This window comes from Amycolatopsis circi (assembly GCF_003385235.1).
In the GTDB taxonomy this organism is placed as follows: domain Bacteria; phylum Actinomycetota; class Actinomycetes; order Mycobacteriales; family Pseudonocardiaceae; genus Amycolatopsis; species Amycolatopsis circi.
In genome coordinates this window covers 23,504-46,092 of the sequence record NZ_PQIA01000074.1, presented here as the reverse complement: position 1 = coordinate 46,092, position 22,589 = coordinate 23,504, and the positions used below count along the sequence as shown (strand labels likewise).

The following is a 22,589-nucleotide window of genomic DNA, read 5'->3' as shown; positions in this document are numbered from 1 at the left end:
GTGGACCCGGAGCTGCTCGCGCTGACCGGCCTGTGGCACTGGGGCCCGTCGCCGTACTTCCTGCGCGTGCAGGGCGACGGCCTGATCTCGCTGAACCCGGCCGTCGGCGGCGGACGGGCGTCGCGGTTCCGTCCCGAGGGACCGGACACCTGGATCGGCCTGGACGGCTACTACGCGGGCGAAACGCTCACCGTCGGCCGCGACGCGGACGGGACGGCGAACCACCTGAACCTCGCCACGTTCATCTTCAGCCGCACGCCGTACGACCCGGCCGCGCCGATTCCGGGCGGGCTGGACGAGACCGGGTGGTGCTGAGCCAGACAGCTTCGGCCTGGACGTCGGTCTCCTCGGCGTTCAGGCCGGGCTCTCGCCCCGCCGGGGACAGCCACGCCTTCACGTAGAAGCCCTGGCCGGGCAGGCCCTCGCCCATCTCCGGAGTGCCGAACACCCAGAGCCGCCGATGCTCGATCAGCTCGGCGGCGAGTTCCGGCGGGCAGTGCTCGCTCCCGAACCGCCCGGGCCAGCCGGGTTCGAGCACGAGCCAGCTCGCGCTTCCGAGGACCGGGCCGAGCCCACCCCCGCCCTGCCCTGGGGGGCTGCCCATGCCCATTCTACCGGCGCTACCCGACGAAACCGGCACTTAGAGCGTGCAGAGGCCGACTACTCCACAACCGGGGACGAGTGTGGACAGGCTCGGCGGCTCCTAGCCGGAATCCCACTGAGCGGTATCCCGTCGAGCACGACGCGGACCTCGCGCGCTGGTCCCTTCGGCCGTGCCCTGCCCCGCGGCCACCATCACAGCGACCCGGCGAGAAACGCGGCGGCGAGCACGACCGCGAAATGGCTGAGCCGACCTCGCTCGCGTCCGGCGGTTCGATGAAGAACCCGGCTACGACGAACCCGGCGGAAAGAGCGAACAGCGCAGCAGCGTCCACCCACCGGGCGAACCGTTCCCGCCATCTCGGCACGAAAACCAGCCGCTAAGTCGCTACCAGGAGGACGATCAGCGCAGTCGAGCCCCTCGGGTGCACCAACGCCGTCAAGGCGAAGAGCGCAAACCAGCCCCAGCACGGCCGGCAACCGTGCGATTCCGTCACGATTCCACATGTCGGACACCCGCCAACCGCCGTTACCTGCGTTGTCCCGACCTGAGAGACTAAGCACATGACCGACGCTGAGTTGACGATCCCAGCAGACCTCAAGCCGGCCGACGGCCGCTTCGGCTGCGGACCCTCGAAGGTCCGCGAAGAGCAGCTCGCCGCCCTCGCCCGGTCCGGTTCCACCTACCTCGGCACCTCGCACCGGCAGAAGCCGGTCAAGTCGCTCGTCGGGCGGGTGCGCGCCGGGCTGTCCGAGCTGTTCTCCCTCCCGGACGGGTACGAGGTCATCCTCGGCAACGGCGGGACGACCGCGTTCTGGGACGCCGCCGCGTTCGGCCTCGTGCGCGAGCGCGCCCAGCACTTCACCTACGGCGAGTTCTCCTCGAAGTTCGCGACCGTCACGAACAAGGCCCCGTTCCTCGGCGAGTCGATCGTGGTGAAGGCCGACCCGGGCAGCGCGCCGGAAATCGCCTACCAGCAGGGCGCGGACCTCGTCGGCTGGGCGCACAACGAAACCTCCACCGGCGTCGCGGTGCCGGTGCAGCGTCCGGCGGGCAGTGACGGCGCGCTGGTCGCGATCGACGCGACGTCCGGCGCCGGCGGTCTTCCGGTCAAGGCCGAGGACTTCGACGTCTACTACTTCGCACCGCAGAAGTCGTTCGCGTCCGACGGCGGGCTGTGGATCGCGCTCGCCTCGCCCGCCGCGATCGAGCGGATCGGCGAGATCGGCGGCGGCGACCGCTGGATCCCCGAGTTCCTGTCGCTCACCACGGCGCTCGACAACTCGCGCAAGGACCAGACCTACAACACCCCCGCCGTCTCCACGCTTTTCCTGCTCGCCGAGCAGATCGAGTGGATGAACGGCCAGGGCGGCCTCGACTGGACCACCTCGCGCACCAAGGAATCCTCGACCCGGCTCTACGATTGGGCCGAGAAGACCTCGTACACCACGCCGTTCGTGGCGAACCCGGACCTGCGCTCGCAGGTCGTCGGCACGGTCGACTTCGCCGACGAGGTCGACGCCGCCGCGGTGGCGAAGGTGTTGCGCGCCAACGGGATCGTCGACACCGAGCCGTACCGGAAGCTGGGCCGCAACCAGCTGCGCGTCGGCCTGTTCCCGGCGATCGACCCGGACGATGTCACGAAGCTCACCCAGAGCATCGAATACGTCGTGGAACGGCTCGGCTGAACGAAAAACGCCCAAACCGCCCCGCCTGCCGCCCGGCTCGCGGGGCGGTTCGCGTTGACGACCACTCGTTCGTGACAGACCGTGGTCGGCGTGTCACGGCGGCGACGGGTCAACGCCGCCGCGAAAATGGCCGGGAAAGTGTCGTCGGATTGAGTTCGGATGGGTGAGGCGTCGGCGCGCCTCGCACGTCAAGCCGACGCGCCGTTCTAACGTGGGCACCCACAAAGGTGAACACCGGGGAGGCGAGAAATGCGGGCGTTGCGGGTGGTCGGGCTGCACGAGGACGGGAAGTCCCTCGTGCTGGAGGACCCGGCGAGCCGTACCCGCTTCCTGCTCCCGGCCGACGAGAGACTGCGTGCGGCGGCGAGGGGGGACATAGCCCGGCTGGGCCAGATCGAGATCGAGTTGGAGAGCCAGATGCGGCCACGCGAGATCCAGGCGCGAATCCGCGCGGGCGAGTCCGTCGAGCAGGTCGCGAGCAGCGCGGGCGTCTCGACGCAGCGGGTGGAGCGATTCGCTTATCCGGTGCTGCTCGAACGGTCCCGCACGGCGGAACTCGCGCAGTCGGCGCACCCGGTCCGCGAGGACGGGCCCGACGTCCAGACGCTCGGCGAGGTCATCGCCTACGCCTTCGGCGTCCGCGGCCACGACTACAACCAGGCAACCTGGGACGCCTGGCGCGGCGACGACGGCAAATGGGTCGTCGTGCTGCGCTGGAAAGCCGGCCGCTCCGACAACCGCGCGCACTGGTCGTTCTCGCCCGGCGCGCACGGCGGAACGGTGCACGCGCTCGACGAAAACGCCGAAGTCCTGCTGAACCCGAACTCGTACGTCGCCCCGCGCACCGTGCGTGCACTGGCCCCGGCTCGCGATTCGGTAGTGCAGCCGACGCTCGACGCCGTCGAGGAGCCGCGCGCCATCGAGGGTCCCGACGAAGGCGACGACGAGACCCGCGAGATCCCGCGCGTCCCGGGCGAGTCCGACGGTGATGAAGCCGAGCAGCCGCGCACGAAGGCGAAGAAGAGCCATCCGATCGTCCCGTCCTGGGAGGACGTACTCCTCGGAGTCCGCACCCAGCGCGGCTGACCTCGCCCGCTTCAAGCGCGCCGCAACGCTGCGCTCCCGCAGAAGTCCGTGAGGGGAACCCTGAGGGATTCTGATTCCCTCAGGGTTCCCCTCACGGACTCCGCGTCGGGCAGGTGCAGGCTGGCGTTAGGCGTCGAGCAGGGCGGCCAGTTTCTTCGGGGCGACGTGCCGGTAGGCCTCGCGCACGATCTGGTCCACTTCGGTCCAGTCGACGTCCACGTCGAGCCGCACGCCGAGCCATCCGTGTACTCCGACGTAGGGCGGCCGGAAGAACCGGTCCGGCTCGGTGCGCACCAGTTCCTCCTGCACGCCGGGCGGCGCGGGGCACCAGAACGCGAGCCGGTCGTCGTGATGCCGGTCGGCGAACATCACGAACGTCTTGCGCCCGCGAACGAACCACGTCGGCTCGCCATGGCTGAGCCGTTCGGTGGCTTCGGGCAGGGCGAGACAAAGGGCGCGCAATTCCCCAAGCTGCCGCCCCACCACCGCCCTCAACGGAACGGCGGAGCCGTACGATTCATCAGACGGAGCCATCGGGTCAGTATCCGCGAGTCAGAACACCGTGGCCAGCACGCCGATCCAGGCGAGCACCAAGCCGCCGCCCGCGCCGTACACCGCCCAGCGCAGGATCGGCACCTTCCGGCCCAGCCACAGCGACGGCGCGACGCCACCGGTGACCACCAGCGACGCGATCAGCGCCAGCCACGTGCTCGTCTCGCGGGCGAGCGTTCCGGCCAGTGCGAGCATCGCCACGATCACCACGACAGCGGCGAAAGCCGAGACAGTGAGCCCGGTGAGCCAGGGCGTCGGCTCGTCCGGAGTCCGGGGTCGCGCGGGCTGATCCGGCCGCGGCGGCGGCTCGACGACCGTCTCCGTCCCAGTCACCGGATCGACGAAGCGCACCTCGGTGCCCATCACCGCGGCCAGTCGCGCGGCGAGCTGCCGTCCGCGCTGCGACACGACGGAACCGGCGACGTCGGCGTCGGACTCGGAACGCGCCACCGCCGACGCGACGCGCGCCCACTCGTGCAGGTCCTGCGCCAGGTCGGCGCCGATCGCGAGCCGGCGCGGGTCGACCTCGCGCGCGTGCTCGCCGCCCGGCCCGGCCAGCACCGCCTGCTCGCCGCGGATCCGCAGCTCCATGGTGCCCCTCCCCGCAAGAAACGTGCCGGGGGTCACTCTAGTGGGGCGACCCCCGCCGAGACCTCGTGGAACGCGATCGCCGCGGCCGTGGCGACATTCAGCGAGTCGACGCCGGACACCATCTCCACGCGGACCGCGACGTCCGCGGCCTCGATCGCCTCGTCGGTCAGCCCGGGGCCTTCCGCACCGAGCAGCAGCGCGATCGGGCCCGGCACCTTTTCGCGCAATCCGCGCAGCGGCACGGAATCCGCGCGCGGCGTGAGCGCGGCCACCGTGAAACCCCGTGCCCGCAGCACATCCAGGCCGCCGGGCCAGCTGTCGAACGTCGCGAACGGGACGCGCAGCACGTGTCCCATCGAAACGCGCACACTGCGCCGGTAAAACGGATCCGAACAACCTGGACCGAGCAATATCCCGCCGACGCCGAACGCGGCCGCGTTGCGGAACAGCGCACCGAGGTTTTCGTGATCGCCGACGCCTTCGAGCACCGCCAAAACCTGTGCGCTGTCCACGATTTGAGAAACCGCAGGCGGTTCCGGGCGGTCCGCGACCGCGAGCACGCCGCGATTGAGATGGAAACCGACGACGTCGGCCATCGTCTCCGCCGACGTCACGTACGCGGGCACGTCGACGCCTGCGAGTTCGTTTTCCAGTTCCCGCAGCCGTCTCTCCACGCCGAGCAGCGCTCGCACCGGATAGCGCGAAGCGAGCAGCCGTCCGACCACGACGGTTCCCTCGGCGATCACCAGCCCGCGCCCGCCGGGGCGGTCCGGGCGACGGTCCGCTGTGGACAGGTCGCGGAAGTCGTCGAGACCCGGATGTGCCCGGTCCTCGGTGAAGATCAGTTGAGCCACATCGGACAGTCTCGCACCCGCCCGAACCCGCGCCGATTGGTCCGAACGCTGGATGCCATTTACTGCAAATGGCCTATTTTCGCGCAGGGTCAACTCCCGGTGACGGAGAGCACCAGTTTGGCCGCTAGCCCATCGCCATCCGCTGTGCGACGGTGGTCTGCCTGGCGTACTAGCCGCCCAGACCACTGCGGACAGCAGCCAAGGAGCGCGTCGAACCATGGGTACGGATCTATCGGCACACCCCGGCCGGCTCGATCGCGGACGGTACCGCCGGAAGGTCCAGCGATGTCTGGACACCCTGGCGAGGATGCTCACCGACGGCAGTTTTTCCTTTCCCCGCAAGAACATCGGCCTCGAAGTCGAGCTGAACCTGGTGGACGGACAACTGCGTCCGTCGATGACGAACTCGGTCGTGCTGGAGGCGCTCGACAACGCCGCTTTCACCACCGAACTCGGCCAGCACAACCTGGAACTCAACGTGCCGCCGCGCCCGCTCGCCGGGGATTCCGCGCTGCGGCTGGAAGAAGACCTGCACTCCTACCTCGCGAAAGCCGGGGAAAGCGCGGCGCACACCGGCTCGACGGTGGCCATGATCGGCATTCTGCCGACGCTGGGATCCGAGCACTTCGACCAAAAGTGGCTTTCCCACAAAACGCGCTATTCGTCGCTGAACGACGAGATCTTCGCCGCGCGGGGCGAACGGATCGCGCTCGCGATGGACGGACCGGCACTGCCCGGCACGCAGCCGGAACGACTGCGCCACTACGCGGAGTCCATTCTCCCAGAGGCTGCTTGTACTTCAGTCCAATTGCACCTGCAGGTAGCCCCGGAGGAATTCGCGGCGCACTGGAACGCCGCGCAATGCCTGGCCGGCGTGCAGACCGCGCTCGCCGCGAACTCGCCTTTCCTGCTGGGCAAGGCGTTGTGGCACGAAACCCGGATCCCGTTGTTCCAGCAGGCCACCGACACGCGGCCGGAAGAGCTGAAAAACCAGGGCGTCCGGCCGCGCGTGTGGTTCGGCGAACGGTGGATCACGTCGATCTTCGACCTGTTCGAGGAAAACGTCCGCTATTTCCCGGGTCTACTGCCGGAGACTGATCTCGAGGACCCGATCGAAGCGCTGGAATCCGGGCAGGCGCCAAAGCTTTCCGAACTGCGGCTGCACAACGGAACCATTTGGCGATGGAACCGGCCGGTGTACGACGTCGTCGACGGCCTGCCGCACCTGCGCATCGAAAACCGCGTGCTGCCCGCCGGCCCGACGGTCGCCGACATGGTGGCCAACGCGGCGTTTTTCTACGGCGCGCAACGCGCGCTGCCCGAGCAAGACCGGCCGGTCTGGTCGCAGATGTCGTTCCAGGCAGCGGAAGAAAACCTGTACGAGGGCGCGCGCAAGGGCTTCGACGCGCAGCTGTACTGGCCCGGCATCGGCTGGATCCCGCCGGACGAATTGGCGTTGCGCGTACTGCTGCCGCTGGCGCACGAAGGCCTGCGCCGCTCGGATGTCTCCGACGAGGCCCGGGTGCGCTACCTCGGCATCATCGAACGCCGATGCCTCGCCCGCCGCAGCGGCGCGACCTGGCAGCGGGACTACGTGCTGCGCGCGCACGAACGCGGAGCCGACCGCGAAACCGCGCTCAGCTGGATGCTGCGGCGATACCTGGAACTCTCCGCAGCCGGCGAGCCGGTGCACACCTGGACGCTCGACGCCTGAGCCGTTTCGCGCGGTCCCCTAGAGTGTTTCGCACGGGAAGGGGTGGCGCGCGTGCCGAAGGTGCTGGGCGGTTCGCTCGAAGCGCACCGCCGCGAAGTGCGGTCACGGGTGTTCGACGTCGTCCGTGCGCAGCTGTACGAGCGCGGATTCGACGCGATCACGCTCGCCGGCGTCGCCGCGGAGGCCGGGCTCGGCCGCACCGCGATGTACAACCATTTCCCGGACAAGGAAAGCCTGCTCGTCGCGTTCGTGGAGGACGAGGCCGCGCGGTACGTCGAGCGGCTGCGCGCGGCGGTGGACGCCGAACCGGACCCGGTCGCCCAGCTCGCCACGTTCGTCCGGCTGCAGCTGCGCGTGCTGGCCGAACACCACCTTCCGCCGGGCACCGCGCTGGAGTCCGCGCTCGCGCCCGCGGCGTATCAGCGGATCAGCGCGCACGCCGACCCGATCATCGAACAGCTGCGCTCGGTGCTGCTCGCCGGAGTCGACGCGGGCAGCTGGCCCGCGCAAGACCTCGAAGTGGTGGTCCCGATGATCACCGCCGCGCTCGGCAGCCGGCAAGTGATCGATGTACCCGCTGACCAGCTGGAAGACGCCATTGAAGCCGCCGTGCGGTTCGTCCGGCGGGCGGTCGGTTCGAGTGAAAACGGCTGATTTTAGGGTAGCCTAAGTCGTGGTCGTGCCCTACAGTTCTTTCTGACAGCTTGTCAGAAAGACGTCGGGAGGCCTTTGATGACGGTGACCGCGGACCTCGAAGCCAGCCCGTTCTCCGGACAGCTGCGCGCGTCCACGAGGACAGTCCACGACAAGGCCAACCACTCCACGTACATGAACGCGCTGCTCGGCGGCGAGCTGACGCTGGCGGGCTACGCCGCGCTGGCCACCCAGTACTACTTCATCTACCAGGCGATCGAGCGCGCCGGCGACGCGATGGCCGACGATCCGGTCGGCGGCCAGTTCGTGTTCGAGGAGCTTCGCCGGCTGCCCGCGCTGGAACGCGACCTCGCCCGCCTGGTCGGGCCCGGCTGGCGCACCGAGATCGCGCCGCTCGCCGCCACCGAGGCCTACACCGCGCGGATCGCCGAGGCGTCGCGCTGGTCCGGCGGATTCGTGGCGCACCACTACACGCGCTACCTCGGCGACATCGCCGGCGGCCAGATCATCCGGCGGCTGCTGGAGAAGAAGTTCGACCTCGCCGAGGCGGGCACCCTCTTCTACCGCTTCGACGAGATCGGCAGCGCCCCCGCGTTCCGCGACCGCTACCGCGCGAAGCTCGACGAGGCGCCGTGGAGCGAGGACGACCGCGCCCGGGTGATCGACGAATCCGTGGTCGCGTTCGAGCACAACGTGGCGGTGTTCGACGAACTGGCCGGCGACCTCGCGCGGTACCGCGACCCGGCGGCATGACCCGGGTCACAGCGAGTTGACCTCCACCTAGCTTGAAGTACGAGGCTCGGTTTCAGAAGGCTCCCGCACGGGAAGCCGCCTAGAAAAACCGCGCGTCGATCAAAGGAGGGCCCATGGCCCGGTACGAGCTGCCCGAACTCGATTACGACTACGGTGCCCTCGCTCCGTACATTTCGGGCGAGATCAACGAGCTGCACCACAGCAAGCACCACGCGACCTACGTCAAGGGCGCGAACGACACGCTGGACAAGCTCGCCGCCGCCCGCGAAGCGAACGACTTCGGGTCGATCGTGGGCTTGGAGACGACGCTGGCGTTCAACCTGGCCGGGCACGCCAACCACGTCGTGTGGTGGAAGATCCTCTCGCCGGAAGGCGGGGACAAGCCGACCGGCGAGCTGGCCGCGGCGATCGACGAGGCGTTCGGCTCCTTCGACAAGTTCAAGGCGCAGTTCACCGCGGTGTCGACGACGATCCAGGGCAACGGGTGGGGCGCGCTCTCGTGGGACCCGATCGGCAAGACGCTGATCACCCAGCAGCTGCGCGATCACCACAACAACCTGATCCTGCCGACCGTGCCGATCCTGCTGGTCGACGTGTGGGAGCACGCGTTCTACCTGGACTACAAGAACGTGAAGCCGGACTACGTCAACGCCCTGTGGAACATCTTCAACTGGGCCGAGATCTCCAAGCGCTTCGACAACGCCGTCGCCGGCGGCAACGGCCTGCTGCTCAGCTGAGGCACGCGGCGCCCCTGGGGCCCGGCCGGGAGACGGCCGGGCCCCCGGTTATTTCGCTTGACCTGGAGTGCACTGGAGGTGTGAGAGTGGAACCCATGGACGTCGACGCCTACCTCGCTCGCCTGGACCTGCCGGTGCCTCCGGCGGCAGACCTGGCCGCGCTGCGCCAACTGCAGGAACGTCACCTGATGCACGTCCCGTTCGAGAACCTGAGCGTGCACCTCGGGGAACCCGTCGAACTCACCGAAGAAGCACTCTTCGACAAGCTCGTGCGCCGCCGTCGAGGCGGATTCTGCTACGAGCTGAACGGTCTTTTCGTCGCCCTGCTGCGAGAGCTGGGCTTCGCCGCGACGCTGCACGCGGCTCGCGTCTTCAACGACGCCGGAGTGCCCGGCCCGCCGCTCGACCACGCCGCGATCCTCGTCCAACTCGACGACGAGCAGTACCTCGTCGACGTCGGCTTCGGCAAGTTCAGCAGGCAACCGCTGGCGCTGTCCGCAGTCGAGCCGCAGAGCGACCCGGAGGGCGAATACCTCCTTCTGGACGCTCCGTACGGCGACGTGGACGTCCTGCGCGACGGCAAGCCCGAGTACCGCCTGGAGCGCCGCCCACGGCAGCTCTCGGACTTCGCGCCGATGGCGTGGTGGCAGTCGACGTCCCCGCAATCGCACTTCACGCAGACCCTGACCTGCTCCCGCCCGACCGCCCAAGGCCGGGTGACACTGTCCGGAGACCGGCTGATCGAGACGGTGGACGGCGTGCGGCACGAGGTGCTGCTGCCGAACGACGAGGCCGTGCGGTTGGCGTATCACGTGTACTTCGGCCTGCGGCTGCGCCGGTTGCCAGTGCGGCCGGGTGAGCATCCGCTGGGGGCCTCCGGCGATGCGTTGGCGACGTCGTGAGTGTTCAAGCCGGTTAGAACCGGTCTAGCCACTCACACCATGAACAGAGCCCCGCCTCCTGGGGTTCCCAGGTTGCGGGGCTCTGTCCGTTCCCGAACTGACTGCCGCTCCCACCACGAAGCGGACATGCATGAGGTTAGCCTAACCTCATCAGCGGAAGCAAGGTCGTCCCGGCGGAGACCTCAGTCTCACCCGCCAGAGTGACAACTTTCGGCGGTCTCCGCCGCGCCCGACAGCCATTACCGCAGGTCAGACCCGTTCCCGGGACAGGATCCGCAGGCCGTTGCCCAGCCGTCGAGGCATCCGGACGCCGCCCCGCCGGATCAGCACCACCGCGCACACCACCGCCGCGACCACCGAGATCGCGCCGCCGATGTAGAACGGCGACCGGCCGCCGAACGCGTCGGCCATCCAGCCGGTCATCGGCCCGCCGATCGGGTTGCCGCCGATCAGCACCAGCACGTAGATGCCCATCACGCGGCCGCGCATCTCCGGCGACACCGACGTCTGCACCAGCGCGTTCGCCGTGTTCAGGAAGGTGATCGTGGCGAAGCCGAGCGGGATCAGCCCGATCCCGAACGCCAGGTAGGTCGGCATGAACGCGGTGAGGAATTCGAACGCCCCGAGCAGCGCCGCCGACACCAGCATCAACCGCACCCGTGGCTGGCTCTTCACTCCACGCCGAGCGGACGCCAGCGCGCCGGTGAAGGTGCCGACCGCGACGAGCGTCGACAGCAGGCCGTACCCGTCGGCTTGGGTGTGGAAGACGTTCGCGGCGACGATCGGCAGCGACGTGAAGTAGGTGATGCCGAACGTGCTGACGAAGAACATCAGCACCATGACGGTCACCAGGTCCGGCCGTCCGCGCACGTAGCGCAGGCCCTCCATCAGCTGGCCCTTGGCGCGCGGGATCGCCGGGCCGCGGAACAGTTTCGCCGGGTTCATCAGCGCGACCCCGGTGATCACCGCGAGCGTGCTCGCCGCGTTCGCGATGAACAGCCAGCCGGTGCCGACCCAGGTGATCGCGAACCCGGCGATGGCCGGTCCGACGATGCGGGCCATGTTGAAGATCGACGAGTTCAGCGCGACCGCGTTGGCCACCTGGTCGCGGCCGACCATCTCGGCGACGAACGACTGCCGGGTCGGCACCTCGATCGCCGAGGTCGTCCCGAGCATCACGCACAGCAGGTAGACGTGCCACAGCTGGGCGACGCCGGTCAGGTCGAGCACGCCGAGCAGCACGGCCTGGAGGCAGTTCACCGACTGGATGATCATCAGCAGCTTGCGCTTGTCGACGCGGTCGGCGAGCACGCCCGCCCACAGCGACAGCAGCAGCGTCGGAATGAACTGCAGCGCGACCGCGACGCCGAGCGCGACCGGGTTGTTCCCGGACAGCGTGAACACCAGCCAGTCCTGGGCGATGCGCTGCATCCAGGTGCCGATGTTCGAGATGACCTGGCCGCTGAAGAACAGCCGGTAGTTCCGCACGCGCAGCGACGAAAACATCGTGCGGCGGGTCTTGGTTTCTGGCGATTCCGCGGTGGTCTCAGCGGCGGAAGACGATTTCCCGGCCGGGGCGGAACGGGGGCCGGGCGGAGCGGAACCGGACGGCGGCGGTGCCGTGTCCCGGGTAGCAGTGGATTGGGCCGGACATCCTGTTTCGCTACCCGTGGTCGTCACCTGTGCTAGTTCCCCGCCATCCTGTCGATGATCTCCGCGGCCCGGGAGAGCACTTCCAGCTCTTCCTCGCCGAGTTCGGCCAATTGCCGGTCCAGCCACGCCTCTCGCACCGAGATGGCCTTGCGCACGAACGCGAGCCCGTCGTCGGACAGCTCGACGATGGCCTGGCGGCCGTCGGTCGGGTGCGGCCTGCGCTCGACGAATCCCATCTCCTCGAGCGCGGCGATGACCCTCGTCATCGAGGGCGGCTGGACGCCTTCCTTCGCGGCGAGCTGACCTGGGGTCAGCGGGCCGCACTTGTGCAGGGTGGACAACGCCGCGATCTGCGTGAGCGACACGTCGTCAGCCACCCGCTGTGCCCGGAGCCTGCGGTTGAGCCGCACCACCGCGAGACGCAAGCGGCTCGCCAAGGAACGCTCGTGCGGGTCGCCGGACATATAGTTAGCATACCTCACGACTTGCGCCGCCGGTCAGCTGAGTGCGGCCTCGATCGGCCCGACGGCGAAGTACGCGACGAACGCCACCGCGATCACCCACATCAGCGGGTGGATCTTCCGGGCCTTGCCGGTGACCGCCTGGATCACGACGTAGCTGACGAATCCGGCGCCGATGCCGTTGGCGATCGAGTAGGTGAACGGCATGACGACGATGGTCAGGAACGCGGGCAGCGCGATCTTGAAATCGGTGAAGTCGATGTCGCGGACCTGCGCCATCATCAGCGCGCCGACCACGACCAGCGCCGGAGCGGCCGCCTCGACCGGAACCACCTGATACAGCGGGGTCAGGAACATCGCGGCGATGAACAACAGGCCGGTCACGACGTTCGCCAGACCCGTCCGCGCGCCCTCCGCGATGCCGGACGCGGATTCCACGAAGACCGTGTTCGAGCTGGCCGAGCCGAACCCGCCGGCCGCGCCCGCGAGACCCTCGACGAACAGCGCCTTGCCGACGTTCGGCAGCTGGCCGTCCTTGCCGACCAGTCCCGCTTCCTTGCCGAGGCCGGTCATCGTGCCCATGGCGTCGAAGAAGTCGGCGAGGACGAGGGTGAAGACGAGCAGGACCACGGTGATGATCGGCAGCCGGGTCCACGCGCCGAACGACACGTCGCCGACCAGCGACAGGTCCGGGAGGCCGATGACCTTGCTCGGCAGCGCCGGGTAGCCGAGGTTCCAGCCCTTCGGGTCGGTGCCGTTCGACGGCCCGGCCTTCACGATCGCCTCGACCACGATCGCCAGCACGGTCGAACCGAGCACGCCGATCAGGATCGCGCCCTTGACGCGCTTGGCGACGAGAACCGCGGTGAGCAGCAGCCCGACGACGAACACCGCGGTCGGCCACGAGGCGATGGAACCGCCGATGCCGAGCCCGACCGGCACCGTGGTGTGCGCGGCGTCCGGCAGCCGGCGCACGAACCCGGCGTCGACCAGGCCGATCAGGCAGATGAACAGCCCGATGCCGACCGCGATCGCCGATTTGAGCGCGGGCGGGACGGCGCGGAACACCGCGGTGCGGAAGCCGGTGAGCACGAGCAGGACGATGATCACGCCCTCGATGACCACCAGGCCCATCGCCTCCGGCCAGCTCATCTGCGGCGCGATGGTGACCGCGAGCAGGCTGTTGATGCCGAGCCCGGTGGCGATGCCGAACGGATAGTTCGCGACGAGGCCCATCAGGATCGTCAGCACGCCGGCGACCAGCGCGGTCACCGCCGCGACCTGCGGCACCGGGAGGATGTGGCCGAGCACGTCCTTGTGCGCGGACGGGGTGTCCGCCGCGAAACTGCCGATGATCAGCGGGTTGAGGACCACGATGTAGGCCATCGTCACGAACGTGACCACGCCGCCGCGGATCTCCCGCCCGGTGCTCGACCCGCGTTCGCTGATCCGGAAGAAGCGGTCCAGAGTGGACCCGGCCCGTTCGCGCTGCTCCGCCATTTCCCCGCCTGTCTCGCTGTTTCGTCCCGGGTAAGCTCGGCACCGTGGACGAACCGACCAGTGCACCGGACGCTCCGGCTGCCTTGCGGCACACGCCGGACCTGCCGAAGCGGCTCACCGACCTGACGCCGGTGGTGATCGTAGGTACTGCGCTCTGGCTTGTCGCGCTCGTGGTGCTCTTCTTCACCAGCGGGGGCGTGTGGGTGCAGACTTGTGTCGCGGGGATTCTGCTGGGGGGCATCGGGTTCGGGATCATTTTTTGGCAGCGCGCGGCGGCTCGGCGCGGGTCGAAGTCGGCGCAGCGGCTTTAGGGCTCGTGAGTGCTGATCGCGGTTCTAACCGGGATCAGCACTCACGACGTCAGTTCAGCAGGGTGCGCGGCGCGGGGTCTTCCAGCAGCGCGGTGAGGCGGTAGCGCTCGCCCCAGCGGTCGCTCGCCCAGGCGAAGGCGCGCGCCAGCCCCTCGGACGTGTCGGCCGCGTGCAGCCGATCGTCGGACCACCACGGCACCTCGGCCGTTTCGCCGTCGACCGTAACAGTGAGCGGGTCGTGCAGCAGGACGCCGCCGTCGGGCAGCGGGATGCCGAGCTGGTCCACCGCGAGCGCGAGGGCAGGCAAATCGGCCCACGCGACGTACTCGCCGGTGCTGTCGACCTCGGCTTTGAGACTGCTCGCGACCGGGATGTCGAGGAGTTCCGCCAGCCGCTCCGGTTCGGCGGGCGCGACGATGATCTTCGCCGGATCGAGCGCCGCCGCGACCCACGGCACGTCCAGCACCACCGCGTCCTCGACGACGCTCCCGTCCGCCGCGCGGACCCGGGCGGGCGCGTCGACGTCGGAGATGTCTATCGGCGCGGCCACCAACGCCGCGTGTGCACGAGCCACCAGCCCCGGGGTCGGCGTCCGTTGTGGATCACCGAGCCTTTCGAGCAGATCGGTGACGTCTTCCGCGGTCTCCAGATCCAGCCCGGTCCGGACGCCGACCGCTCGGAACAGGTCGTCGCTCAGCTCAAGGTCCGGCACCGGGTCGTAAAGCCCCGCCAGCGCGGTCGCCGAAGCGAGCCGCCACGCGCCAGGCGCTTCCCCGGCCAGCAAGGCGTACCGCGCGAGCCACCAGCCCGCGTGCCCGTCCGGACTGTGCAACGCCTGCCACGTTTCCGGACGCGCCGCGATCAGTCGGAGCGCTTCGGGCCAAGCGTCGTCCGCGACGAGATCAAGGTCCCTAATGGACACCACCGTCGTCGGCGGTTGCTCGAACGAATCCCACCATTGCTCTTCGTCCGGCAGATGGTGATCGGGTTCGTGCGGCTCCTCGTCCAGCACGACCGCGAACGAGTCGAGCACCTTCGCCGCGACAAGGGTCTCGGTCGGCCAGTCTTCGGCGAATTCCTCGTCCAGCACGGAAAGCGCGCCACCGGGCTCGAAAACCTCAGCGTCGATCACTTCCAGCAACGGCGAGGTCGGCAGCACCAGTTCGTCCGCGCGCCGCCAGCCGTCCTCCGCGGGCAGCGCGAGCGCCCCGATCCACGCCGGTGCCTGATCGCCGCAATCCGTGACCAGCCGAAGTACCGCACCGGCGAGGTTCATTCCGTCCAAACCGGACTGAACGTCCGCGACGCTGTGCTCGACCGCATACTGCAGCTGTTCCGCTTCGAGCAGCTGGCGGGCGTCAGCGTGCTTGGCCCCCAACAGTTCCAGCAACTGATGCGCCGCGCCCGGATGCACCAGCCGGAGCCCCGGAACGTCCACATCGGACAGAAGCTCTCGGAGTTCACTGCTGCCGTCGACCAGCAACGCGCCCTTGACGCCCGGCAACGTCCGCCCGTCCGACAGCGGAACCGGCAGCCCGTCCAGCTGATTCGCGCTGAGCGCATGGCTCTCGACCGCGACCGCCAGCTCCGCGTACAGCTTCCGCCACCAGTCGGGTTCGCGGTCGATCCCAGTCAAGACTTCAAGGACGTCGCCAATGCCGAGGATGTGCGCGGACACCGGCTTGAGCAGCCGCGGATTCGCTTGCACCAGCCCGGGAATGACGTCCGTCAACAACGGAGCCAGCCCGTCGATGTCGAGTACCCGGGCCTGCTGTCCAGAGACTTCCTGACCGTCCACTGTGGCCAGCCAGGGCTCATGCGCGAGCGCGGAGTACACCAGCTCTTTCAGCTTTGCGTCCACATTGGACTGCGGAAACCCGGCCGCAGGCACCAGCAATGGCCGATGCTCTGCCTTAACGGCCCTGACCAGTCCGACGTATTCGCTCGCCGCTTTCTCCAACGCACGAGTAAGCTCCGCCCCGGGAAGCACCCGCCGTCGAGACGGCTCCAACGGCACTTCCGCGATCAACCGAGCCGGAAGCGAAAGCCCTTCGTCAGTCGGCGTCGGCGCGTGCAGCAAATCGTCCTCAAGCGGCTGCGGCACCCCTTCGGCGTCAACCGGAACCGCCCAGACTCCGCGCTTCAGCCAACGCTTGTGCCCGCCCGGCGAAGTTATCTCAACGATCTCTTCCCCGGTTCGAGTCCACTTGCGACCGTCCACTTCGGCCTCAGCGAGCCAAGGCAGCGCCAGCAAGAGATCCTCGATCTCGTTCGCCAGCCCGTCGAGCAGCCCTTTTCCGGATTCCCTTAGCGGCAACCGCACTTCGGTGGCGAACCCGTCGGTCGGCTGCTCCGTGATGGGAAACGGCAGCCGCAAGACCGGAACGTCGCCGCCCCGCCCGGATTCCTCCCGCGTGCGCTGCGCGGAAAACGCGACACCGCCCGACGTGGAAACGACCCGCGGCTCGTCAGTGACGGTGAGAACGGCCGCGAACCCGACCCCGAACCGCCCGACAGTCCCTTCCTTGGCCGATGCCCGCAACGAAGCCAGCGATTCGACCCCGCGAATGTCCAACGGCGCGCCGGTATTCGCGAACCGCAACTCACCGTCCACAACGGACACCCGAATCCGCCCCGGCTCGCCCGCGATCTGCGCGGCGTCGGCGGCGTTCTGCGCCAGCTCGACGAACAACCGATCGCGATACGCGCCGACGCGCAGGTCGCGCTCGGAGTTGGTGTCCTCGATGAAGCGGGTAGGCGAGTCGCGCCAGGCGCTCAGGACCGCTTCCCGCAGCCGGACTGTCCCGAAAGGATCAGCCGCTCCCCCAGCGACTTCGCTCACCGGACGACATCGCTCCCGTCGGAGCCGCCGTGCTGCCGCTCCTCGCCGTTCGACGCGGCTTCTTCCACCCCGGGCTGATCGACACCATCGGCCGTCTCCGCAGCGACCGACTCGACGATGACGTCAGCAGCAGTACCCGCCGCCGCACCCTCGACGACGCCCGCGCCCTCGACCGACTCGCCAACAGCGCTCGCCGGTTCCCCGGACGCCTCTGCGGCCCCTTCGGCTACGTCGCTCGCCGGTTCCTCAGCCGCAGCCGTATTCGCGGTCTCGGCCGCAGCTGGTTCGGCGGCAGCGCCCTCCGCCGCAGCCGGTTCGGTAACCGCACTCTCGACCGGCTCCCCAGCCGCAGCCGACTCTTCGGCAGCGACGGGCTTGGCAACCGCGCCAGTCTCCGACTCTCCGGACTCAACCGCCGACGCCGCGGTCTCCGCAGCGACCGGCTCAGCGACAGTGCCTGCCGTCGACTCCTCAGCCGCAACGGGCTCGGCAACCGCGTTCGCCACCGGCTTCCCGGCCGCAGCCTCGGGCGCGGTTTCAGCGGCAACGTGCTCGGCAGACACGCCAGAGGCGGTCTCCGCCGCGACTGGCTCGGCGGCAGTACCCGCCCCCGGCTCCTCGGCAGCAACCGCGCTCTCCACCGGCTTCCCGGCCGCAGTCTCAGGCGCGGCCTCCACCGCGACCGGCTCGGCGGTATCCGCAGCCGACGCCTCAGCCGCAACGGGCTCGGCCGCAGCGTTCGCCACCGGCTCCTCGGTCGCAGTCCCGACCTCCGCCGCAACTGCGTCCGAAGTGTCCGAAGCTCCCGCAGCAGCCTCCTCAACAGCCACTTCCGCAGCCGCCTCCGGTTCCACCACCGCGACCGCCGCAGTCTCCTCAGCCGCAGCAGCCGCCGCTTCCTCCACGACAACCGGGTCGGCGACAGCACTCGGCTCCGGAGCAGCCTCCGGGGCCGGTGTGAAGTCGATCAGCGAGTCGTCGTAAACGAGTTCCGCGACCGGGACCGAGGAGGTCACCTCGACCCGCACCTCCGAATGCGCCCCGCACCCGTAAGCCACGTCCACGACATGCCCGTCGGCGGGCGCGATGTCGTTCGTGCACGCGCCGAAAGCGCCGCGCAGCGAACCCGCCAGCGGCACGAAGAAACCACAGGTCCCGCAGGTCGCGGGCGCGCTCCGGGCCATGTCCGAGCGCGGGCCGAACTCGCCGCCGTGCCAGCGGGCGGCCGCGTCCAACCGGCCGTAGCGCGAGAGGACCTGCACGCGGCCGAGGCCGACCTCGTGGGCCGCTTCCTCGACCGCCGGGTCGTCCGACTGGAGGTACGCGGGCGAGAGGCGCGGGTCGTCCTTGTCCGCGGGGAACAGGTCGCCTACGCCGAGGTCGCCGGCGCGCACCCGCTGTTCCCACGGCACCCAAGCGGGCGCGACCAAGGCCTGCGGGCCCGGCTGCAGCACCAGCTCGCTCACCGTGACCGGCTCGTCCGGTCCGGCCACCGCTACGGTGACCGACCAGCGCCAGCCGCGGTAGCCAGGCACCGAGGCGTCGAAGAGGTGGCTCGCGGAGACCGCGTCCTCGCGTTCCACTCCGACGTGCTCGCCGACCTGGTCAGCGGGGGCTTCCGCCAGCACGGCCTCCCGCGCGACCTCGACAGCGTCCGCGAGCTTCCGGTGGAGAGAGCCGTCGTCCAGGGTCAACAGCAGCGTCATACCCCCAATTGTGCCGCACGCATCCGCGCCGCCCGTGCCAGGCTGTTCCTCGTGCGAACCCGGATCGTCTGGCCCCTGGTGGCCGCTGCCCTGCTCGGCGGATGCGCGGGCACTCAAGCGACGCCCGCGCAGCCCGAACGGCTCACCGTTCAGGTGCTCGGGACGCTGCCGCACGACTCGACAGCCTTCACCGAAGGGCTCGAGTACTCCGGCAGCACGCTGTACGAGAGTCGCGGCCTCGAAGGGCACTCCTCGCTCACCGCAGGCCCGGCCGGCGGAACTCCAGCCAAACAGGTGACAGTGCCGTCTCCCTTGTTCGCCGAGGGCATCACCGTGCTCGGCCCGAAGCTGTGGCAGCTGACCTGGCGCGACGGAATCGCCATCGAGCGCGACTCCCAGACGCTCGCCGAGTTGCGGCGCGTGCATTACGACGGCGAGGGCTGGGGTCTCTGTCACCAGCCCAGTGGCCGACTGGTGATGAGCAATGGGTCATCGCAACTCACGTTCCGTGATCCGCAAACGTTTGCGGTCACTGGTTCCGTCGAGGTCGGCCAGGATCAGCTGAACGAACTCGAGTGCGTCGGCGACACCGTCTACGCGAACGTCTGGCAGACCGGAACCATCCTGCGCATCGACGCCAATACCGGACGGATCACCGCGAAGATCGACGCCAGCCGGCTCCGCACGCCGGCCCGGCCCGGCGAGGACGTGCTCAACGGCATCGCCGCGATTCCCGGCACGGACGAATTCCTGCTGACCGGGAAGCTGTGGCCGTCGTCGTTCCGCGTGAAGTTCGTCCCGGAAAATCAGCGAACTGGCACGTGAGCGGGCGGTGCGGGACCTCGATGAGGCAGGATTGAACCGTGGCACTCTTCAGCTCGCGCTCCGGTTCCGACAGCCCCCTCGGCGGGCAGTCGGGCAAAGGCCGTGGGAAGAAGAAGCGCCGCTGGACTCCCGAGCCTGGCGCGGCGCAGGCCCGTTCGTGGCGCGACACCCCGCCGACCCGGGTCGATCAGGCCGTTGACCAGCGGGTTCGCCAGGCTCCGCCGGAGTACGCGCCGGAACCGCCGAGGGCCCGGCCGGAGCGCATTCCGCCCGAACCGCCCCGCGGTCGCCCAGCCGAACCGCGGACCGAGCACGTCGATCAGCGTCCTCCCCGGGGTTATCCCGGACGGCCGGAGCCGCGCAGCGCGTTCTACGACGACGCGCCGCCGTTCCAGCCGAACGCGGAAGAAGCTCCCACCGGCGCCGTCCCGATGGGACACCGTCCGCCACCGCCGCCCCCGCGCGGCGCCCGGCCGTACCCGCCGCGCGACCACCGCACCGAGCCCGTCCACCGGCAGCCGTACGACGACCGTCCCGGCAGCGCCGGTTACGAGCACTACGACACCGGCGGTTACGCGGGCGAGCCCCGCGTCGAGGACGACCAGGACGACGCGCTGCACACCACTGCCGTGCCCGGCGCGGGGTCGGTCCCGAAGCTGCCGAAGAAGCTCACCGTCACCCGGGTCGCCGCGCTGCGCAGCCGTCAGCTGAGCGGGCAGGCGATCGGCGCGTTCCAGCGCGCCACCAAGGCAGACGGCGCGGACAAGTCCGGTCTCACCTCGCTGATGTACGCGGTGATGCTGAACTACGCCAGCGACGCCGCGATGGCGATCGCGCTGGCCAACACGCTGTTCTTCGCCGCGACCAGCGGCGAGAGCAAGGGCAAGGTCGCGCTGTACCTGCTGATCACGATCGCGCCGTTCGCGCTCGTCGCGCCGGTGATCGGCCCGGCGCTGGACCGGATCCAGCGCGGCCGCCGGCTCGCGATGTGCGTCTCGTCGGTCGGGCAGGGCCTGATGGCCGTGGTGATGGCGCTGCACTTCGACGACTGGCTGCTGTACCCGGCCGCGCTCGGGATGATGGTGCTGTCGAAGTCGTTCACCGTGCTGAAGGCGGCGATCACGCCGCGCGTCGTGCCGCCGGAGATCACGCTGTCGAAGACCAACGCGCGGATCACCGTGTTCGGCCTCATCGCGGGCGGCGTGTTCGGTGCGCTGGCCAGCGGCGTGAGCAGCCTGAGCAACTCCTCGGGCGCGCTGTGGTTCACCGCCGCGATCTGCGTGGCCGCGGCCGTGCAGTCGATGCGGATCCCGTCGTGGGTCGAGGTGACCGAGGGCGAGGTCCCGACGTCGCTGTCCGCGCGGCCGGAGCCGAAGCAGAAGCGGCAGCGCCAGCCGATGGGACGGCACATCGTCGTTGCCTTGTGGGGCAACGGTTCCGTCCGCGTGCTGACCGGGTTCCTGATGATGTTCGCGGCCTTCGCGGTGAAGGCGCAGACCGAAGGCGCGGGGCACAGTCCGTTCGTGCAGCTGCTGTTGCTGGGCATCATCGGCGCGGCGGCGGGCACCGGCGGGTTCGTCGGCAACGCGCTGGGTTCGCGGCTGCACTTCGGTTCGGCGGACAAGGTGATCGTGGCCTGCGTGGCGGCGTGTGTCGTGACGACGTTGATCGCGACGCTGCTGCCCGGCCTCGCCACGGCGGCGATCGTCGGTCTGATCGGCGCGACGGCCAGTGCGCTGGCGAAGATCAGTCTCGACGCGGTGATCCAGGAAGATCTGCCGGAACAGTCGCGCGCGTCGGCGTTCGGGCGTTCGGAGACGGTGCTGCAGCTGTCGTGGTGCTTCGGCGGCGCGGTCGGGCTGCTGCTGCCGCCGACGTACTGGATCGGCTTCCTTACCGTGACGCTCTTGCTGGCAGTCGGCCTGGCACAGACTTTCCTGGTGCAGCGCGGCGGTTCGCTCCTGCCGGGCCTCGGCGGCAATCGCCCATTGCGCCCAGAGCCGACCGGCAGCTTCCCCGCTCCTGGGCCCGCGCGAGGCCGCCGGTAATCTCGGGCCATGCGACGTTCCCGGGTGATGGCCGTGCTCGCGGCCGGTGGTTTCGCGGTGGCCGGCTGTTCCGCGCCGGGCCCGGCCGAGGTGACTTTCTACGGCGACGGGCACACGATCAACGTCGCCCCGATCGGCAACTGCGACATCAAATCCGGCGTCTGCGCGGCCAACCCCGGCGCGACCGGCAAGCTCAAGCTGCGGCCGGGCCGTTCGGTGCAGATCTCGGTGCCGAAGGAAATCGCCGAGACGCCCTGGAAAGTCACCGTGCAGTACGTGAACAGCAAGGGCGAGCCGCAGCCGCTCAAGGAGGACATCATCACCTCCCGCGACCGCTACGCCTACACCGCGACCCCGCCCGCGAAGGACGACCAGATCGTGGTGGTCGAGATCGCGCAGGCGTCGGTGATCAGCCGCACCGGCGACCCGAACGACGCGGAGGCGGTCACGACGGCGCTGTGGTCTCTGCAGGTCCAGCCCGCCTGACCGCGGACCGCATCGAAATATCCGTGCGGGCCGCCAGCGCCAATTCCAGGACTTAAAGCGGCGCCACGGGTGCAGTTCCGAGGCGCGTCTACCCAGGTCGACGGGGTCGGCACCGCTCTTCGCGGGCGGCGGGATCGTCGTCCGTGAGGGCCACCTTCACGGACTCTGAGTCCCTCAAGGTGGCCCTCACGGACTTCTGCGGTCCTTCCGCCAGCTGCCGATCACGGGTCGAGGTCGCGCGCGACCGCGCGCATGATCTCCGCGATCTGCTTGGTGTTCTTGCGATCCGGGTACCGGTTGCGCCGCAGATCCGGCTGGACCTTGAGTTCCAGCAGCTTGATCATGTCCTCAATGAGGCCGTGCAGTTCCTCCGCGGGACGGCGGCGCGCTTCGGCGACCGAGGGCGGCGGGTCCAGCAGCCGGACGGAGAGCGCCTGCGGCCCGCGCCTGCCGTCGGCCACGCCGAACTCGAGCCGCTGCCCGGCTTTCAGGCCTTCTACGCCCTGCGGCAGCGCGGCCTTGCGGATGTAGACGTCGGCGCCGCCGTCTTGCGTGACGAAGCCGAACCCCTTCTCCGCGTCGTACCACTTGACCTTGCCGGTCGGCACTTCCCTCACCAGTCCTT

22 protein-coding genes are annotated in these 22,589 nt (G+C 69.4%); 12 read left to right on the top strand and 10 right to left on the bottom strand.

Annotation, left to right across the window (positions count from 1 at the left end):
* Positions 1-315, top strand: a 315-nt coding sequence (locus D0D37_RS27740) for a DUF7586 domain-containing protein (RefSeq protein ID WP_425266974.1), incomplete at its 5' end; no start/stop codon positions are given.
* On the opposite strand, the gene D0D37_RS27735 is transcribed toward D0D37_RS27740, so the two are convergent.
* Complete coding sequence (locus D0D37_RS27735; RefSeq protein WP_162834501.1) at positions 248-604, bottom strand: hypothetical protein; 357 nt, start codon at positions 602-604, stop codon at positions 248-250. The two genes, D0D37_RS27740 and D0D37_RS27735, sit on opposite strands and share 68 nt — an antisense overlap.
* A 560-nt stretch (positions 605-1,164) precedes the next feature.
* On the opposite strand from D0D37_RS27735, the gene serC reads away from it, so the two are divergent.
* On the top strand, positions 1,165-2,289 hold the full coding sequence (serC, locus tag D0D37_RS27730; RefSeq protein WP_116203532.1) for a phosphoserine transaminase: 1,125 nt from the start codon (positions 1,165-1,167) through the stop codon (positions 2,287-2,289).
* Positions 2,290-2,538: 249 nt separating this feature from the next.
* Entirely contained in the window at positions 2,539-3,375 is an 837-nt protein-coding gene (sepH, locus tag D0D37_RS27725; protein ID WP_116203531.1) for a septation protein SepH, read from the top strand.
* 126 nt (positions 3,376-3,501) lie between these two features.
* Here the strand turns inward: sepH and D0D37_RS27720 are convergent, their stop codons facing one another.
* Genes D0D37_RS27720 through D0D37_RS27710 form a run of 3 tightly spaced genes read right to left on the bottom strand, consistent with a single transcriptional unit; the run spans position 3,502 to position 5,372 of the window.
* On the bottom strand, positions 3,502-3,909 hold the full coding sequence (locus D0D37_RS27720; RefSeq protein WP_244223691.1) for an MmcQ/YjbR family DNA-binding protein: 408 nt from the start codon (positions 3,907-3,909) through the stop codon (positions 3,502-3,504).
* Between the two features lie 18 nt (positions 3,910-3,927).
* A complete protein-coding gene (locus tag D0D37_RS27715) occupies positions 3,928-4,518 on the bottom strand; it encodes a DUF2537 domain-containing protein (RefSeq protein ID WP_116203530.1) in 591 nt (196 codons plus the stop codon).
* A gap of 32 nt (positions 4,519-4,550) precedes the next feature.
* Positions 4,551-5,372, bottom strand: coding sequence for a TrmH family RNA methyltransferase (locus D0D37_RS27710; RefSeq protein WP_116203529.1), 822 nt, complete (start codon positions 5,370-5,372; stop codon positions 4,551-4,553).
* Between the two features lie 217 nt (positions 5,373-5,589).
* On the opposite strand from D0D37_RS27710, the gene D0D37_RS27705 reads away from it, so the two are divergent.
* From D0D37_RS27705 to D0D37_RS27685, 5 genes are all read left to right on the top strand, one after another.
* On the top strand, positions 5,590-7,086 hold the full coding sequence (locus tag D0D37_RS27705) for a glutamate-cysteine ligase family protein (protein ID WP_116203528.1): 1,497 nt from the start codon (positions 5,590-5,592) through the stop codon (positions 7,084-7,086).
* 51 nt (positions 7,087-7,137) lie between these two features.
* Positions 7,138-7,740 (top strand): TetR/AcrR family transcriptional regulator, encoded by a 603-nt coding sequence (locus tag D0D37_RS27700; RefSeq protein WP_116203537.1) that lies wholly within the window; start codon positions 7,138-7,140, stop codon positions 7,738-7,740.
* Between the two features lie 78 nt (positions 7,741-7,818).
* The gene (locus D0D37_RS27695) at positions 7,819-8,493 is read left to right on the top strand and encodes a biliverdin-producing heme oxygenase (protein WP_116203527.1); all 675 of its coding nucleotides are present in this window, start codon (positions 7,819-7,821) and stop codon (positions 8,491-8,493) included.
* Positions 8,494-8,606: 113 nt separating this feature from the next.
* Positions 8,607-9,230, top strand: coding sequence for a superoxide dismutase (locus D0D37_RS27690; protein WP_116203526.1), 624 nt, complete (start codon positions 8,607-8,609; stop codon positions 9,228-9,230).
* 95 nt (positions 9,231-9,325) lie between these two features.
* The gene (locus tag D0D37_RS27685) at positions 9,326-10,132 is read left to right on the top strand and encodes an arylamine N-acetyltransferase family protein (RefSeq protein WP_116203525.1); all 807 of its coding nucleotides are present in this window, start codon (positions 9,326-9,328) and stop codon (positions 10,130-10,132) included.
* Positions 10,133-10,381: 249 nt separating this feature from the next.
* Here D0D37_RS27685 and D0D37_RS27680 read toward each other — a convergent pair whose 3' ends face one another.
* From D0D37_RS27680 to D0D37_RS27670, 3 genes are all read right to left on the bottom strand, one after another.
* Positions 10,382-11,638: an MFS transporter gene (locus D0D37_RS27680; protein ID WP_116203524.1), complete on the bottom strand. Its 1,257-nt coding sequence runs from the start codon at positions 11,636-11,638 to the stop codon at positions 10,382-10,384.
* A gap of 179 nt (positions 11,639-11,817) precedes the next feature.
* Entirely contained in the window at positions 11,818-12,249 is a 432-nt protein-coding gene (locus D0D37_RS27675; RefSeq protein ID WP_009083883.1) for a MarR family winged helix-turn-helix transcriptional regulator, read from the bottom strand.
* Positions 12,250-12,282: 33 nt separating this feature from the next.
* Positions 12,283-13,746, bottom strand: a complete 1,464-nt coding sequence (locus D0D37_RS27670) for an NCS2 family permease (RefSeq protein ID WP_116203523.1) — start codon at positions 13,744-13,746, stop codon at positions 12,283-12,285.
* 83 nt (positions 13,747-13,829) lie between these two features.
* Here D0D37_RS27670 and D0D37_RS27665 point away from each other — a divergent pair, with 83 nt between their 5' ends.
* Positions 13,830-14,057 carry a DUF2530 domain-containing protein gene (locus D0D37_RS27665; RefSeq protein ID WP_116203536.1) on the top strand — a complete coding sequence of 76 codons (228 nt, stop codon included), beginning with the start codon at positions 13,830-13,832 and terminating at the stop codon, positions 14,055-14,057.
* 49 nt (positions 14,058-14,106) lie between these two features.
* Here the strand turns inward: D0D37_RS27665 and D0D37_RS27660 are convergent, their stop codons facing one another.
* Positions 14,107-16,899, bottom strand: coding sequence for a sacsin N-terminal ATP-binding-like domain-containing protein (locus D0D37_RS27660; protein WP_116203522.1), 2,793 nt, complete (start codon positions 16,897-16,899; stop codon positions 14,107-14,109).
* Positions 16,896-18,605, bottom strand: coding sequence for a DUF3027 domain-containing protein (locus D0D37_RS48895; protein ID WP_425266973.1), 1,710 nt, complete (start codon positions 18,603-18,605; stop codon positions 16,896-16,898). Before D0D37_RS48895 ends, D0D37_RS27660 begins: the two co-directional genes overlap by 4 nt.
* 51 nt (positions 18,606-18,656) lie before the next feature.
* Between D0D37_RS48895 and D0D37_RS27650 the strand changes: the two genes are divergently transcribed.
* Genes D0D37_RS27650 through D0D37_RS27640 form a run of 3 tightly spaced genes read left to right on the top strand, consistent with a single transcriptional unit; the run spans position 18,657 to position 21,964 of the window.
* Positions 18,657-19,430 (top strand): glutaminyl-peptide cyclotransferase, encoded by a 774-nt coding sequence (locus D0D37_RS27650; RefSeq protein WP_116203521.1) that lies wholly within the window; start codon positions 18,657-18,659, stop codon positions 19,428-19,430.
* A 38-nt stretch (positions 19,431-19,468) separates the two neighbouring features.
* Complete coding sequence (locus tag D0D37_RS27645; RefSeq protein ID WP_116203520.1) at positions 19,469-21,478, top strand: MFS transporter; 2,010 nt, start codon at positions 19,469-19,471, stop codon at positions 21,476-21,478.
* A 9-nt stretch (positions 21,479-21,487) separates the two neighbouring features.
* Positions 21,488-21,964, top strand: a complete 477-nt coding sequence (locus D0D37_RS27640; RefSeq protein ID WP_244223690.1) for a DUF2771 family protein — start codon at positions 21,488-21,490, stop codon at positions 21,962-21,964.
* Positions 21,965-22,185: 221 nt separating this feature from the next.
* On the opposite strand, the gene D0D37_RS27635 is transcribed toward D0D37_RS27640, so the two are convergent.
* On the bottom strand, positions 22,186-22,572 hold the full coding sequence (locus tag D0D37_RS27635) for a cold-shock protein (RefSeq protein ID WP_016337551.1): 387 nt from the start codon (positions 22,570-22,572) through the stop codon (positions 22,186-22,188).
* Positions 22,573-22,589: the final 17 nt, after the last annotated feature.